Source organism: Pseudocalidococcus azoricus BACA0444 (genome assembly GCF_031729055.1).
Lineage (GTDB): Bacteria > Cyanobacteriota > Cyanobacteriia > Thermosynechococcales > Thermosynechococcaceae > Pseudocalidococcus > Pseudocalidococcus azoricus.
The window spans coordinates 241,611-255,922 of sequence record NZ_JAVMIP010000001.1; the positions used below are offsets into that span (position 1 = coordinate 241,611).

Below are 14,312 nucleotides of genomic sequence, written 5' to 3' on the forward strand. Positions count from 1 at the left end.
TTGAATTAGGTCGCAATGGATTTCGATCATGTGCATTTTTATTTGAGGAGTCGGGCGCAGTCATACTATTTTGCTCAACAACTCGGACTTCAGGTTTGCGGAACTTGGGCCAGGCCTGGGCAAGAAACCCTACTCTGGGGACGGGATGCGTTGTCACTCCTCATAACCTACCCCTGCAATTCCCCCAGGAAGGCTGAACCCCTCCTCATGAGCCACTTCCAGAATCATCCAGATGGGGTTGTGGATGTTGCCTTTCGGGTTAAAGATATAGGGGCGCAATTAAAAACTATCCCTGAGTCCGCTATTCTCAGCCCTCTAAAAACCAAAATAACGGCATCCGGTGGCTGGGCCTGGGGGGTGGTTCGGGGCTGGGGCGACTTACGCCATAGTTTAATTCAACGCTGGGGGGATGCAGCTGGTCATCCGGAATACCCTGGACTGTTACCAGAATCCCAACACATACCGACTGCGCCCCAATTATTAGGGGTTGATCATGCGGTTTTAAATGTCAGTGCCAGTGAGTTTGCAGGGGCCGTGGCCTGGTATCAAGAGGTATTGGGCTTTGTGCCGGAACAACGGTTTACCATTCAAACCCCTCATTCTGGCTTAATTAGCCGAGTGATGGTACATCCCTTGGGTTCGGCACAGTTGCCAATTAATGCCCCGACCTCAGATAACTCCCAGATTCAACTCTTTCTAGATGACTATGGTGGGAGCGGTATCCAGCACATTGCTTTGCAAACAGGCAATATTCTTAGCCTTGTAAAAGATCTGCGTCAGCGGGGCCTGGAGTTTTTGAATATTCCCGATACCTACTATCACCAGGCCAGCCAGAATCATCCCCAATGCTTTGCCAAACTGGACTTAGACCAACTCCGCCAGGCCCAGGTTTTAATTGAGCCGCAAGATGAGACGGGCAAGCAGCTTTTACTGCAAATTTTTAGTCAGCCTGTTTTTGATCGGCCAACATTCTTTTGGGAATTAATCGAACGCCGTCACCAGGCCTGGGGCTTTGGGGCCGGAAATTTTCAAGCCCTGTTTGAAGCCATTGAGCAGCAGCAACGTTCAGAGTAAATACAACAGCATCCCCTGACCTTGGGCGGCCGCATCTTGATAGTAACTGGCCACATTTTCATAACTCTCCGCCAGACCGGGCCGATCTGCTTCTTCCCAGTTTCCCGGATAAATATCTGCCTCATTCAGTTGGGAGGGATTAAATTTTGCAGCGAATTCATCGGTAGATAAATGGGATAGGGCCTGGGCAACCACCTGGACTTGTTCCGAGGTTAATAACCGCGCCGCCCCATAGCCTAGGTCATCACCCACTTCCTGACCACCTAAGATCACCTGCCCTAAAATCCCTGGACTCTCCCAGGCCTGGCCTGTTAACAGATAATGCAGACCATGCCAGTCTTTATCAATGTCTAAGGCCACCGTTGCTGTTGCTGACAATTCCTCAGTTTCTGGGGTCTCGGTGGCCGAATCAATCAGTGTTTCTAGCAGGCTTGGATTCCCTTGGATGGCCTCGACTAGGGCGGGTGAAATTTGTTGGAGGTAGGCAATCATAGACATAATTTATTTCTCCAATAATGAAACTCTCAATGATCCTGATATCAGCACTGGAAGCAAGGGGAGGGGAACGGTCAAACTGATCTAAGGGCTAGGGAGAGGGGAAGGACTGGCTAAACTGGCATCGGTGGCTCCACTGGGGTCTGAAGCGGCATAGATTTTCTCTTCAATGGCCCCAAACTGTCCCATGGCCTGAGCAGGATTATTATTGAAGGACACCATAACGGCCCCAGCATTACCAGTACGGAGAACAATTTTTTCTTTTGCTGTCCAAGTTTTATTGTCGCCGCTGACTAATATCCCCTCATAGACCACTTCGCCATCCGCAAGAACTTCCAACCAGGCATCTTGGGTAATGTTCACGCCAACTTTGATAGGTTCAGCTTGGGGACTGGGGCTAGGCGTAGGCGAGGCGGCAACTGGGCTAGGACTCGCGGGTGAATTTTGGGGACTGGCAGGGGCTGCGGGGGTGGGACTGGCCTGGGGTCGCACTCCATTGGGTCCGCTGGCTGGTTTCAAAAGGTAAGAGAGGGCGGCAATGGCCCCCACGACCAAGACTACATACAAGAGATAGAGGTGAATCGGCCGAAATTGAAAGCTGGGGAGCGCAAGTTTTTTATGAGCCTGGGGCTGCTCAACCATTGGGCTTAAGGTATGGGCCGGAAATTGTTGGGCAATGGCTTGTCCGTCCAGGCCCAGGGTTTCCGCAAAGCGGCGAATGAAGCCTTGGGTATAGACAGGTTCGGGTAAATATTCAGATTGCCCCGCTTCGATGGCCTCCAGAATAGACTGGCGGATCATGGTTTTTGCAGCTACAGCTTCCAGACTCAGGGATTTTTCCTGTCTGACTTGCTGGAGGTACGCCCCAATTTCGGCTAGTTTTTCCGCTTGTTCCGGCGCAAAGGTCATAGTTCCCATAAACTCCCTACTCAAATCCCATTCGGCCTGCAACTATAGCGTTACACGGACTCGTCTGAACCAGCCGAAATCTGAGAGATAGTGTCTGTATCCCTACGGGTGGCTTGGCCCACAACTACTATCTAAACTTGCTCTGAGCCGATTTGCCATTTAGAGCGCGAGACCTTGATTCACAATCCCTATTGAACAACTGGATGCCCTCCCTCAGGATTATATCGGTTCTGTAAGGCAGTGACTTCAGCAGGGGTAAGAATGCGAACTGCACCTAAGGGGAGATAGGTGGCTGCTTGGGGATTTCCCAATTCAATGGGGCCAATGGCGGCGCGATGGAGTGAGATGACAGGATGCCCCAGTTGTTTGGCGACCCGGCGAATTTGACGGTTTCTACCTTCACAAATCACGATTTCTAGCAAGGCTTCGGCCTGAGGCTGGTTTTTAGTCAGACACAGTTTGACCTGGGCCGGTAAAGTCATCTGACCGGCTAAGTTGACCCCTGTTTGCCATTGGGTCAGAGTTTCTGGGGTGGGATGGCCCCGTACCCAGGCCTGGTAAGTTTTCGGGAAATGCTGGCTAGGGTGGGTTAACTTAAAGGTCAAATCCCCATCATTGGTCAAAATAAACGCGCCAGTGGTGGCAAAATCTAACCGCCCGACCGGATGCAGCCCCGGTACAGATCGCCAAGGTTCTGGCAAAATATCCAATACCGTTGGCCGCCCTTGGGGATCTGCACAGGTAGAGACGACTCCGGCCGGTTTGTGTAAGAGGAGATAGACCAATTCCGGCGGGGTCTGGGGATTGAGACAACGCCCTTGATATTCAACCCGATCTTGCTCTGGATCCACCTGATCCCCCAGGGTTGCTATTTGTCCATTAATAGAGACCCGGCCCGCCCGGATTAAGTCCTCGGCCCGCCGCCGTGAAGCAATCCCCCAGCGTGCGAGAAGTTTTTGCAATCGTTCAGCCATAGCTACTACAAAACAGTCTCAAGGTCAGGGTTTGGATAAGTTTAGGGGGGTTGGGGTGAGGGTCTGGGGTAACCAAATCGCGACGGCGGCCCCACCTGTGATCGGATCATTGCTGGCGAAAATCTGCCCTTGGTGACAATCCACAATTTGCTCCGCAATGGCTAACCCCAGGCCACTGCCACTACTAATGGGTAAGATCAGCCCCGATGAATCTTGGCCCGTTGATGCACTGAGCGGCAGGGGGGAGCGAGATCGGGCTGGATCCGAACGAAAAAACCGATCAAAAATGTAGGGCAAATCTTGGGGGATAAAGCCAGGCCCATGATCAATAATTTCTAATCTTAGACCGGCAACTCGCTGCCCCGTGGGGGGGGTCAATTCCAGACGGGCAAGAATGGCCTGGGCCGGGGGGCTGTACTTAATCCCATTGTCTAAAAGATTCATCAGTAACCGAAAGAGTTGTGCCTCATTGCCCCAATACAGCAGTTGACTGGGGCCAACATAATTCAAGCTGATCTGCCGGGGGCTGGCGAGGGGGTCTAAATTACTCCAGGCCCGCTGTAATAAGGCGACTAAATCCAGGGATTGCCGTTCCATCTGCTCAACGGGGGCCAGGGACAGCCGATTTAACTCTAAAAGCTCCTGCACCAATAAACTCAGGCGTACTGTTTCCGCCAATAGCCGATCTACCCAAGAGCGGAGGTTGGGATCGACCCGTTGTTGTAAGGTTTCTGCTACCAAGCGCAAGGAGGTTAAGGGGGTTTTCAGTTCATGGGCCACATCCGATGCCCAGCGATCCCGCTCATCTCGCAAGATCTTCACTTCTTGACGATTTTCTAAAAACACCCCCACATGGCCATGGGGTAAGGGAATAGCAAGGCCGCGCAGAGGCAGACGTTGGGTTTGTCCAGAGGGCTTAAGGACGCTGTGGAGCCATTCCCGCTGACAAGGAACCTGGGTTGTTTGGACATCATCCACTAAACAATCCAATTCATAGGAGCGCACCACCTCAATTAAGAGCCGTCCGGGTTGTGGGGCCGTACCCAGCAAGTTGGCCATCGACTGGTTAGACCACTGACATAAACAATCTTGATCCACTTCAATGTAGGAAACTGGGGCCTGGTCAAGAATGTTTTGCCAGTAAAGGATTTTGGCTTCCAGGTGAGCGATTTGGGCTTGATAATTTTTCAGAATCGTGCGCAGGCGAACCGGGAGGGGGGAACGAACCGGAACAACATTAAATTCCTTCAGCACTCGCAGCCATTGTTGCCGTTGCCAAGCGGAGGCGATGCCATAGAACACCAGGCCTAGGCCTAGCCCCAAGAAAAATCCTAACTCGGCTGAAATGACCACCGTAGTTTGCCCCCAGGCCTGGATGTGACCGAACCCAACTCCTAACCAAACCGATAGCCAAAGCCCCGCACGGTAATGATGTAGGTGGGATGGGAGGCATCCGGTTCGATCTTTTCTCGCAACCATCGAATATGAACATCAACGGTCTTACTATCACCAACAAAATCTGGGCCCCAAATCCGATCTAAGAGTTGCTCCCGCGGCCACACTCGGCGGGGGTAGCTCATAAATAGTTCGAGAATCCGGTATTCCTTAGGCGATAAGCTAATTTCTTTCGTCCCTAAGATCACCCGGCATTCTTGGGGATAGAGAGTTAATTCTCCATATTTGAAGGACGGCCCATCCTCCTCATTGGCGGTTTGACTGGTGATCGCCCGCCGAATTAAGGCCCGACAGCGAGCAATCAACTCCCGCATCCCAAAGGGCTTGGTTAGATAATCATCGGCCCCCACCTCCAGGCCCACAACCCGATCAATTTCACTCCCCTTGGCACTGAGCATCAAAATTGGTACCCCACAGCCTTCCCGGCGCAGAAACCGACAAATGTCCAGGCCATTGACGAAGGGCAACATCAAGTCCAGGATGATCAAGTCAAATCCCCGCACCCCCAAAACCGCCTCAGCAGCCAGGTTATGATCCAAAAGTTGACTATTGATTTGATCCAAGGCCTGGCGACCATCACTGGCTGTCACCACTGCATAACCCTCATCCTGTAAGGCCAGGGTAATGGTGTCCCGAATCAAGTCTTCATCTTCAACTAAAAAAATCGTAGCTGGGCGGCGTTTTCCGAGGTCTAGAGTATCGGTCGCATCAGTGAGCGTTAGCATAACAATCTGGCCTATCAGGCATTTAGGAAGGATTTTATCACTTTCCTTTCGGAGGTTCCCAGACCATGCTGTATTTTACCTGTCCGCCCCTAACCCGCCTGAGTCAACTGCGGGGCGCGCTGGGGATTGGTTTGGGGGCGGCTGCTTGGGGACAATGGCAAACCGAGACGGCTCAACCCTTACCAGAAAACTTTTACCACCTCCCGTTACCTGCTGCTGCCGATACCCTAATGGCTCAGTATCTCCAGGCCTGGGGGAATCCCCAACAATTTTTGAATGTCAACCCCGCAGAGTTATCCCCTGAACAGCTTCTCCTCTGGGGACTTGGCAGTTCTGATCAGGCCTGGGCTAAGGCGGGTGTTCTGGCACGATTATGTCCCGATTTACGGAGATCGCCACCGTCCAACCTGAGCGCGCTATTTCTGGGGGATTTGCACCAGGCCCTGCATGGACATCTAGCAATTTCAGCAATTCTGAATCACTGGCTCAGCGCAGGCCTGAACTCAATTCCAACTCAACTGGCCTGGGCTTCACTCTCGGGAGAATTACGGGGCTTACTCTGGGGCAGTTTGTACGGGGCGAGGTATGGCTGGAGTTGTTTACCTCCCTTCTGGATTGTTAAAATGCCGCCGGAATTAGAGACACTGGCTTATCAGCTTTTGGGGGCCTGGGCTGGACAACTAGGGAATCTTGCCCCAAAGCAGTCCGGCCCGATTACAACTGCTGGTTATCTTTATCCGCGCTAAAAGTTCGACCGGGAAAGCCTTGGCCTAAAATAGAAGATCGCCCTCATCCGTTGTTTTGCTGTTTTACACCCCCATTCCCCCTCATTGTTCGTTGATAATCTCCTATGAAACATACTCTTTCTGTTTTGGTTGAAGATGAAGCAGGTGTGTTAACCCGGATTGCGGGATTGTTTGCCCGGCGGGGTTTTAACATTGAAAGTCTGGCGGTTGGCCCGGCCGAACAACTGGGCATCTCCCGAATCACGATGGTCGTGCCTGGGGACGATACCGTCATTGAGCAAATCACCAAGCAACTCTACAAGTTAATCAACGTCCTCAAGGTGCAAGACATTACCACCACCCCCTGTGTTGAGCGAGAATTAATGCTCCTGAAGGTGAACGCCACGCCGGCTAACCGCTCTGAAGTTTTGGAGTTGGTACAAATTTTCCGGGCCAAGGTGGTGGATGTGTCCGATGATTCTGTCACGATTGAGGTTGCAGGAGATCCCGGTAAGATGGTGGCCATTGTCCAGATGGTCAATAAGTTTGGCATCCGGGAAATTGCCCGCACCGGAAAAATTGCCCTCGTTCGGGAATCTGGAGTCAATACGGAATACCTCAAGTCTTTGGAAGCCCGTCTTTAAGGAACCTGACCCTGTGGCAGTTTTTGCAGGAAGCATGATTCTAGGCCCATACTCCGCTCCAGCAGCCCCCGGCCGAACTGACCTCAAACCTATTGGTGAACGCCCTGCACTCATGTCCAACCAGCTTCAGGCCTTGTCCTTCAGACAGCTCGATAAAATCGCTAGGGTTAGCTTAGAGTTTGAGAACTTGACAGAATTGGAGCAACGAAGTAGCGAAGTGGACTCCAATAACAGAAGTGGACTCCAATAACAATAGACATTTTACTGAAGAGTTAATTTTTGCCAATTAGTCACTAGACTTGAGTCTTTGCGCGATTAGCCCATATTTAGGCGCCAGTACCATTGTCAGGACAAATAAAAGGGTTTGAAAGACAACGATACATCCCCCGGTCGACGCGTCTAGATGATAGCTAATATAGGTTCCGGCCACATTGGATAAGACCCCCGACCCGGCTGCAATCCACACCATCTGATCAAAGCGATCCGAGAGGAGATAGCCAATAGCTCCAGGGGTCACTAACATGGCAACGACTAAGATAATCCCCACAGTTTGCAGAGCCGCGACAATCGTTAGCGAGAGTAGGATTAAAAATGTGTAGTAAAGAGCCGTAATATTCAGACCGATGGATTGAGCATGAATCGGATCAAAGCAAAAGAGCAGTAGGTCTTTCCGGAGGCAGAGAATAACCATTAAGGTGATTGCACTAACAACAGCCGTTTGGATAATGTCAGCTTGAGATATCCCTAACACATTGCCAAAAAGAATATGCTGTAGATCAATATTACTGGGGCTTTTAGAAACCAAGACCAGGCCCAGGGCAAAGAATCCCGTAAAGACTAAACCAATGACCGTATCTTCCTTGACGCGGGTATGAGCTTTAATAAAGCCAATGGACAAAACAGCCATTAAACCAAAGATAAAAGCACCAATCGCAAAGGGAATGTTTAATAAATAGGCGACGACTACACCGGGCATGACGGCATGGGACACCGCATCTCCCATTAAGGCCCAACCCTTTAAGGTCATATAACAGGACAGGACCGCACAAACCAGACCCACCACTGCACTAACAATAACGGCTTTCAGCATAAAGTCATACTGCAACGGGGCAATGAACCAATCCCAAATCAGGGTCATAAATCGTTAAAGCCTAAGAGAAAACTAAAGTTGCTGTCAATCTACCAACAAGATCATGAACCCAAGAGGAATTTACTTTTTAATCCGATGAGGCAAAATACCGCCAAACGTCCGAGTTAAGTTCTCTTCTGTAAACACATCTGCGGTCGAACCATAGGCCAAAACAGTTTTATTGACCAGAACGACTTGATCGCAAAACGTTTCAATAGAGCTTAAATCATGGGTGGAAATTAAAATCGTATAGCCCTGTTGCCGCAATTCTAGGAGCAGATCAATCATCGCTTTTTCTGTGCGCACATCCACCCCGGTAAAAGGTTCATCCAGCAATAAAATTGAACTATCCTGTGCCAAGGCCCTGGCTAAAAAAGTGCGTTTCCTTTGTCCCCCGGAAAGTTCGCCAATTTGCCGATCCCGAAATTCCCCCATCTGCACCCGTTCTAAACTGGCTTTTACCCGCTGATCATCTTGTTTTTTGGGAATTCGCAGCCAGTTCAAATAGCCATGTCGGCCCATCATCACCACATCCGCCACACTGACGGGAAATTGCCAATCCACTTCCTCGGCCTGGGGAACATAGGCAATCTGATGGCGTTTTTGGGCCTGGCGCACGGGTAAGCCGTTAATTAAAATCCGACCGGCCTGGGGTTTGACAAATCCCATCATCGCCTTGAAGAGTGTGGATTTACCGCTGCCATTCATGCCGACTAGACCATTGATCGAACCGGGGGCGAGTTTAACACTGGCCTGATGGAGGGCAACATTACCGTGATAGCGGACTGTGACATTCTCAACATCAATGCTGGCGGGATTCATGGTTTTGCTCCTGGGGGCTGAATAGGGAGTTGAAAGCCCTGTTGAATAGTTTTTAGGTTGGTGGTCAGTAAATCCAAATAGGTTGGGGCGGGGCCATTGGCATCTGTCAGGGAATCCACATAAAAAATTCCGCCGAATTGGCTGTTGGTTTCTTGGGCCACCTGTCGCTGGGATTTATCACTGACGGTACTCTCGCAAAAGACGACTGGAACTTGCTTAGCCCGCACCGCATCCACCACCTGACGAACCTGTTGGGGTGTGCCATTTTGATCAGAATTAACGGCCCAAAGATAAAGCTCTTGCAACCCATAATCACGGGTGAGGTAGGAAAATGCCCCTTCACAGGTGACAAGGGTACGCTGCTGGGGGGGAAGTTGCTCAAAGACGGCCCGGAGTTGCTGATCGACAGCCTTAATTTTTTCGCTATAGGCGGTCGCGTTTTGGTTGTAGGTACGGGCATGATTGGGGTCAATATTCACGAGGGCCTGGCGAATGTTTTCGACATAGATCAAGGCATTTTGGGGCGACATCCAGGCATGGGGATTGGGTTGATTGGCATAGGCCCCTTCAGTCAGAGGAATGATTTCTACACCCTGACTAATCGTAATGTGGGGGACACCCTGGAGATTGCCGTAAAACTTTTGGGCCCAACGTTCCAGGCCCAGGCCATTGTCGAGAATTAAATCTGCCTGTTGAGCCCGAATAATGTCGCTCGGGGTGGGTTCATAGGTGTGAATCTGTGTCCCTGGTTTTGTCAGGGATTCAACAACCGCTTTATCTCCGGCAACGTTTTGGGCCATATCAGCTAAAACCGTAAAAGTGGTCAAAATAACTTTTTTGCTGTCAGCCGGACGCGAGGAAACAGATGTCCCAGGGGGTGGTGATTGCTCCGGTAATGGGGCTTGACAAGCGGCTAACCAGGGACTCCAAAGCAATGCCACCAGGCCCAGTCCCATAACCCGACCTAGCTTTGATCGGGACATTGGGGCATTGGTCAGGAACGAAAGTTGCATTTCATAATCTTTTCACTTTTCTTAGTGTACTGTAATCCCATGATTATGAAAGAACTATGAAACAAATCTGGCCTGGAATGGGTGAACCAGGGGCTGATCATTGGTGGTCAGGCAATAGTTGATGGAACAGAGGTTTGCATCTTTACCGCCAGGCCTGGAGTTCGGTTATAACCCTAGCGAGATCCTTTTTTGTCCCTTAAGGTCGAGGAGAGAAGCCCAGGCCACTGTTGTGATGAATTGGTTCCTGTCCCCCCCTCTTGATCCAGATGCCAAACCAGTTGTTAGGGCGGGCGAGGATTTGAGTTGGCAATGGTCAGCGGCCATCCAAGCCTTAGAAAAACTCTCGATCCTCTCTTGGCCGGTTGAAGAGGGATTTCTCTTGGCTGGCCCGGCCCCGATCTTTGCCCACCCCCAACTCATCCCCTGGGTATTTGCTCCCTTAGCCAACTACCAGGCCTGTTTGCCGCCCACTTTCGCCACCACCGCGCCAGAACCCATTACCCTGATTCCCATTAGCCCAGCAGATCCCTTAGCAACCCACCCCTTTTGCCTCCTCCTCAGCCCGGCCTGGAACTTAGTTTTAAGCTTCGATGGAGAGTTGGGGCTAAACTTTTCTTTTGATCCGGCTGATATTCTCCAGGCCTGGCAACAGTTAGAACTCCGCCTCAAGATGACCGCGCCCCACTGCCTGTCTGTCATGGCGGATTGGTTACTAGCCCACCCACCCCAGCCCCCGGATTATCGCTTGGTGACAGACTTCAGCCAGGCCCTCCTGCGGGAACTGATACCGCCCCAACCCCGGACTTTGGGGGAATTAGATCTATCGAGTCGCGCGCCGGATCTATCCCCAGGCCTGGAGACGGAAGAACAGCAGTTTCTGGATATTGAATTGCTCCAGGCCCTCACCCATGAAGTCCGTACTCCCCTGACGACGATTCAAACCCTGATTCAACTGCTGCTGAAACGGGCCGACCTACCCGCCGATGTGCATCACCGTCTCCAGGCCATTGCCCAGGAATGCCATGACCAAGTGGATCGCTTTAGCTTGCTCTTTCATGCTGCGGAAATGATGGCTTGTCCGGCCCCCACCCCCCTGACTGGTTTAAGTTCCGTCTCAGTGGAAGAAATTCTTCGGGATAATATTCCCCGCTGGCAAAAGCAAGCCCAACGCCGCCACCTCGCCTTAGAAATGCAATATCCGGCCAAGCTCCCCGCCGTCACCAGTGATCCCAATCTCCTCGATCAAGTCCTGACGGGCCTGGTGGAGCATTTTAGCCAGACCTTACCGCCCTTGAGTACCCTGGAAATGCGCTTTAGTTTGGCCGGTTCTCAACTTAAAGTCCAACTGAAATCCAGTGAAAAACATCGGAGTCAAACCCTGGCCGCAGTCGGAAAAATGCTGATGTGGCAACCGGAAACCGGACATTTAAGCCTCAACTTGTCGGTGACGAAAACCCTCTTTCACGCCCTGGGGGGCAAACTCACCGTCCGCCACGATCACCGTTGGGGGGATGTTTTAACGTTATATTTACCCCTAAACCAAGAGCATCAGGCATACTAGGGAAAGTATTTCAGGCAATCATGGCCAGATCTGTGACGGTTCCTCCTTTGGCAGAACTCCCCCTTATTCCCTATTTAACGGCCACTGGCCTGGTGGATCCGAGGGCAATGGGGCAAATTGGGGTCTATGCCATCTGTGATCAAGGCCTGGCTGTGCAGTATATTGGCTTTTCTCGGGATATTTACCTGAGTCTGCGGCAACATTTAGTCCGGCAACCCCAGGCCTGCTATGGCTTTAAGTTCTATCCTGTTGAGCGTCCCAATCGTACCCAGTTAGAGGAAATCCGCCAGCAATGGCTCAATGAGTTGGAGGCTATTCCACCCGGTAATGACACACAACAGGGGGCCTGGGAAAATGCAATTGATGTCAAAACCCGGATGTCCCCAGCGATGCAGCAGGAATGGGCTGGCCTGGATGAAATGGGACAAATGAAATACCTCAAGGACTTAGCCCGTCAAGCTGAACAGGAAATATTCCAAGTGCTAGAAGCTCGGCACGTGACTGAACTCCTGAGATTTAACCCTAAACTCAAAGAGAACGGCCTCCTGGACTTGAAATGACTCCCGTATCCTTAGCAGAACTAACTCGCATTAACCAGGCCCTCCGAGATGCAGGACAACTGGCCCAAACCCTCGCCACACAGCCCTTTGAGATTATTGAAAAAGGCAAGCATGATTTTGCCACCAGTATTGATTGCCAACTCGATGATATCCTCAGCCAACAGTTCCAGGCCTGGTTTCCAGCCGATGGGATCATCACCGAGGAAAATCCCGACTCTCGAATCCAATTTCATCAAAACTATGAACGGCTCTGGTTAATTGATCCCCTCGATGGCACTGATGACCTGATTCGCCTCCAACGGAACTATTCAGTCATGGTTGGCCTATGGCAAGAGGGCGCACCCCGGGCAGGCTGGGTTTATGATCCGGCGGCTGATCAACTCTTTTATGGCGGGCCAAGCTGGGGCCTGTGGCAAAGTAATGGCAACGATCCTGCTTTTCCCTTAAAACCTAGTCCCCCACCCCACCCCACCCCCGACCAGGCCCCGTTGATGATTGGTTACAAAGATTTCCAGGCCTATGGGGCAGCGATTCAACAGGCCATTCCCGAAACCCAGTTTCATTTTCTTGGTAGCTTTGGTCTCAAGGTCTTACAGGTCATTACCGGCCAAGTGGGTTTATATCTCTATCTCAATAAGCGAGTCAAACTCTGGGATACCACCGCCCCCCTAGCCTTGGCCCAAGCCGCCGGCCTGATTTGCTGTGACTTGACGGGAGAACCCTTGCGATTTAGTGCCGATAGCTTGGAGCATGAAACCCTGACCCATGATCAAACCATTCTGGTCGGTTGGCCCAACTATATTGATTGTTTCCGGGAACGCCTCCAACTGGCCATTGAATCTGTCTAAGGGAGTGTGAATTGGATGAGTGAACCTGAACCCCTGCAAACGAGCCTCTTTGATCTAGTTACCCCATCCCCAGACGTTCTAGATCAACCACCAATCACGGCCGTTACACCAAATTCACCCCAAATTCCTCCCACCGACTACGCCCAAATTCCCAACTCTGCCACAATTGCCATTCCCCCCGGAACCTATGCCAGCCTGAACGAATTAACCACCCATTGCCAGGCCTGTCAGCGGTGTGAACTCAGCCAAACCCGTACCCATGTGGTGATTAGTCGCGGTAACCCCGAAGCAGATTTAATGATCATTGGCGAGGGGCCTGGGCAAACGGAAGATGAAACCGGACTCCCCTTTGTCGGGCGGGCGGGACAACTCTTAGAAAAAATCCTCGCATCCGTGAATCTAGACAGCGACAAAGATGTGTATATCTGCAATATCGTCAAATGTCGTCCGCCGGGAAATCGGGTTCCCACCCTGGCCGAGTCCAACGCTTGCCGCCCCTACCTTTTAGAGCAAATTCGCCTCGTGGATCCCAAAATTATTTTGCTGACTGGAGCCACTGCAGTTAAGGGAGTGACCGGGGATACTCGCGGGATTACCAAGATTCGCGGCACCTGGATTGAATGGGAGGGCCGTCTCTGTATGCCCATTCTTCACCCTGCCTATCTGTTGCGAAACCCCAGCCGAGAGGTGGGCGGGCCCAAATGGTTAATGTGGCAAGATATCCAAGCAGTCCAGGCCAAGTTACAATCCCTCAGCCCAGACCACTCTGTTAATCACTAAGACATCCAAGCATTACTTGCGGCTTTTTGAGGACTTTTCAAACGTGCTTTCATCTTGGAGATAGGTCAACCAGAGTTTGGCTAGATCTTTGGCTAACTCGTCTTTTTCTGGAACCACATGATACATCCGCCGCGGCCGCCCCCGCCCTTCAACTTTTTTCCAATAGCCACTGATAATCCCGTCATCCTCCAGAAACTTTAAGGCACTGTATAGCACCGTATCAGAGAGACGATAAAGGGGATAGTCAGTTTCGATGGATTGAATCAGGGCTGTGCCGTAGGAGTCACCTTTTTCCACCAAGGTGTAAAGCACATAACAGACCGCGACTTCCTTGCTCAAATACACCGGCGGCGGTTGCTTAAAAAACTGATAAATGTCATCCAGTTTCATGATCTGTATTCCAAGTAGGTGTTAAGGACAAAAACAGATGGAACTACAATCTACCACTACCATGAAATCCAAGGAAAAAACACATGACTCCAAAATAACTGCCGTAATGGTAGCGATCTTTCGTATGTCTTAGTATAGCTCTTAGAAAAATCACCAACTGCTCTTGTTTCAGTCTCGTTTACGAGTTTTTACAAATTGTTTCAGTTTG

General features: G+C 51.1%; 16 protein-coding genes. 7 read left to right on the top strand and 9 right to left on the bottom strand.

What is annotated here, in order from left to right; genetic code table 11:
* Positions 1-15: 15 nt before the first annotated feature.
* Entirely contained in the window at positions 16-1,074 is a 1,059-nt protein-coding gene (gene hppD / locus RIF25_RS01140) for a 4-hydroxyphenylpyruvate dioxygenase (RefSeq protein ID WP_322876733.1), read from the top strand.
* Here hppD and RIF25_RS01145 read toward each other — a convergent pair.
* The 5 genes from RIF25_RS01145 to RIF25_RS01165 all read right to left on the bottom strand — a co-directional run bounded on the left by RIF25_RS01145 (position 1,066) and on the right by RIF25_RS01165 (position 5,632).
* Positions 1,066-1,572, bottom strand: coding sequence for a YfbM family protein (locus RIF25_RS01145; protein ID WP_322876734.1), 507 nt, complete (start codon positions 1,570-1,572; stop codon positions 1,066-1,068). The genes hppD and RIF25_RS01145 overlap by 9 nt on opposite strands.
* Positions 1,573-1,653: 81 nt before the next feature.
* Positions 1,654-2,487, bottom strand: coding sequence for a helix-turn-helix domain-containing protein (locus RIF25_RS01150; RefSeq protein ID WP_322876735.1), 834 nt, complete (start codon positions 2,485-2,487; stop codon positions 1,654-1,656).
* Positions 2,488-2,666: 179 nt separating this feature from the next.
* Positions 2,667-3,452 (bottom strand): pseudouridine synthase, encoded by a 786-nt coding sequence (locus tag RIF25_RS01155; protein ID WP_322876736.1) that lies wholly within the window; start codon positions 3,450-3,452, stop codon positions 2,667-2,669.
* 24 nt (positions 3,453-3,476) lie between these two features.
* The gene (locus RIF25_RS01160; RefSeq protein WP_322876737.1) at positions 3,477-4,931 is read right to left on the bottom strand and encodes a PAS domain-containing sensor histidine kinase; all 1,455 of its coding nucleotides are present in this window, start codon (positions 4,929-4,931) and stop codon (positions 3,477-3,479) included.
* Positions 4,847-5,632, bottom strand: coding sequence for a response regulator transcription factor (locus tag RIF25_RS01165; protein WP_322876738.1), 786 nt, complete (start codon positions 5,630-5,632; stop codon positions 4,847-4,849). The genes RIF25_RS01160 and RIF25_RS01165 overlap by 85 nt, the downstream gene beginning before the upstream one ends.
* Before the next feature lie 65 nt (positions 5,633-5,697).
* On the opposite strand from RIF25_RS01165, the gene RIF25_RS01170 reads away from it, so the two are divergent.
* Together RIF25_RS01170 and ilvN are read left to right on the top strand one after the other, a co-directional pair.
* Positions 5,698-6,378, top strand: a complete 681-nt coding sequence (locus tag RIF25_RS01170; protein ID WP_322876739.1) for a hypothetical protein — start codon at positions 5,698-5,700, stop codon at positions 6,376-6,378.
* A 104-nt stretch (positions 6,379-6,482) separates the two neighbouring features.
* Positions 6,483-7,001: an acetolactate synthase small subunit gene (ilvN, locus tag RIF25_RS01175; RefSeq protein WP_322876740.1), complete on the top strand. Its 519-nt coding sequence runs from the start codon at positions 6,483-6,485 to the stop codon at positions 6,999-7,001.
* A gap of 286 nt (positions 7,002-7,287) precedes the next feature.
* On the opposite strand, the gene RIF25_RS01180 is transcribed toward ilvN, so the two are convergent.
* From RIF25_RS01180 to RIF25_RS01190, 3 genes are all read right to left on the bottom strand, one after another.
* Complete coding sequence (locus RIF25_RS01180) at positions 7,288-8,139, bottom strand: metal ABC transporter permease (RefSeq protein ID WP_322876741.1); 852 nt, start codon at positions 8,137-8,139, stop codon at positions 7,288-7,290.
* 72 nt (positions 8,140-8,211) lie between these two features.
* A complete protein-coding gene (locus tag RIF25_RS01185; RefSeq protein ID WP_322876742.1) occupies positions 8,212-8,952 on the bottom strand; it encodes a metal ABC transporter ATP-binding protein in 741 nt (246 codons plus the stop codon).
* Entirely contained in the window at positions 8,949-9,935 is a 987-nt protein-coding gene (locus tag RIF25_RS01190; protein ID WP_322876743.1) for a metal ABC transporter substrate-binding protein, read from the bottom strand. The genes RIF25_RS01185 and RIF25_RS01190 overlap by 4 nt, the downstream gene beginning before the upstream one ends.
* A 262-nt stretch (positions 9,936-10,197) precedes the next feature.
* On the opposite strand from RIF25_RS01190, the gene RIF25_RS01195 reads away from it, so the two are divergent.
* The 4 genes from RIF25_RS01195 to RIF25_RS01210 are packed head-to-tail and all read left to right on the top strand — an operon-like array spanning position 10,198 to position 13,714.
* Complete coding sequence (locus RIF25_RS01195; protein WP_322876744.1) at positions 10,198-11,526, top strand: sensor histidine kinase; 1,329 nt, start codon at positions 10,198-10,200, stop codon at positions 11,524-11,526.
* A 20-nt stretch (positions 11,527-11,546) separates the two neighbouring features.
* The gene (locus tag RIF25_RS01200) at positions 11,547-12,086 is read left to right on the top strand and encodes a GIY-YIG nuclease family protein (protein WP_322876745.1); all 540 of its coding nucleotides are present in this window, start codon (positions 11,547-11,549) and stop codon (positions 12,084-12,086) included.
* Positions 12,083-12,934 carry a 3'(2'),5'-bisphosphate nucleotidase CysQ family protein gene (locus tag RIF25_RS01205; protein ID WP_322876746.1) on the top strand — a complete coding sequence of 284 codons (852 nt, stop codon included), beginning with the start codon at positions 12,083-12,085 and terminating at the stop codon, positions 12,932-12,934. The genes RIF25_RS01200 and RIF25_RS01205 overlap by 4 nt, the downstream gene beginning before the upstream one ends.
* A 15-nt stretch (positions 12,935-12,949) precedes the next feature.
* Complete coding sequence (locus RIF25_RS01210) at positions 12,950-13,714, top strand: uracil-DNA glycosylase (RefSeq protein WP_322876747.1); 765 nt, start codon at positions 12,950-12,952, stop codon at positions 13,712-13,714.
* Between the two features lie 12 nt (positions 13,715-13,726).
* Here RIF25_RS01210 and RIF25_RS01215 read toward each other — a convergent pair whose 3' ends face one another.
* On the bottom strand, positions 13,727-14,104 hold the full coding sequence (locus RIF25_RS01215; protein ID WP_015125821.1) for a PadR family transcriptional regulator: 378 nt from the start codon (positions 14,102-14,104) through the stop codon (positions 13,727-13,729).
* Positions 14,105-14,312 lie beyond the last annotated feature (208 nt).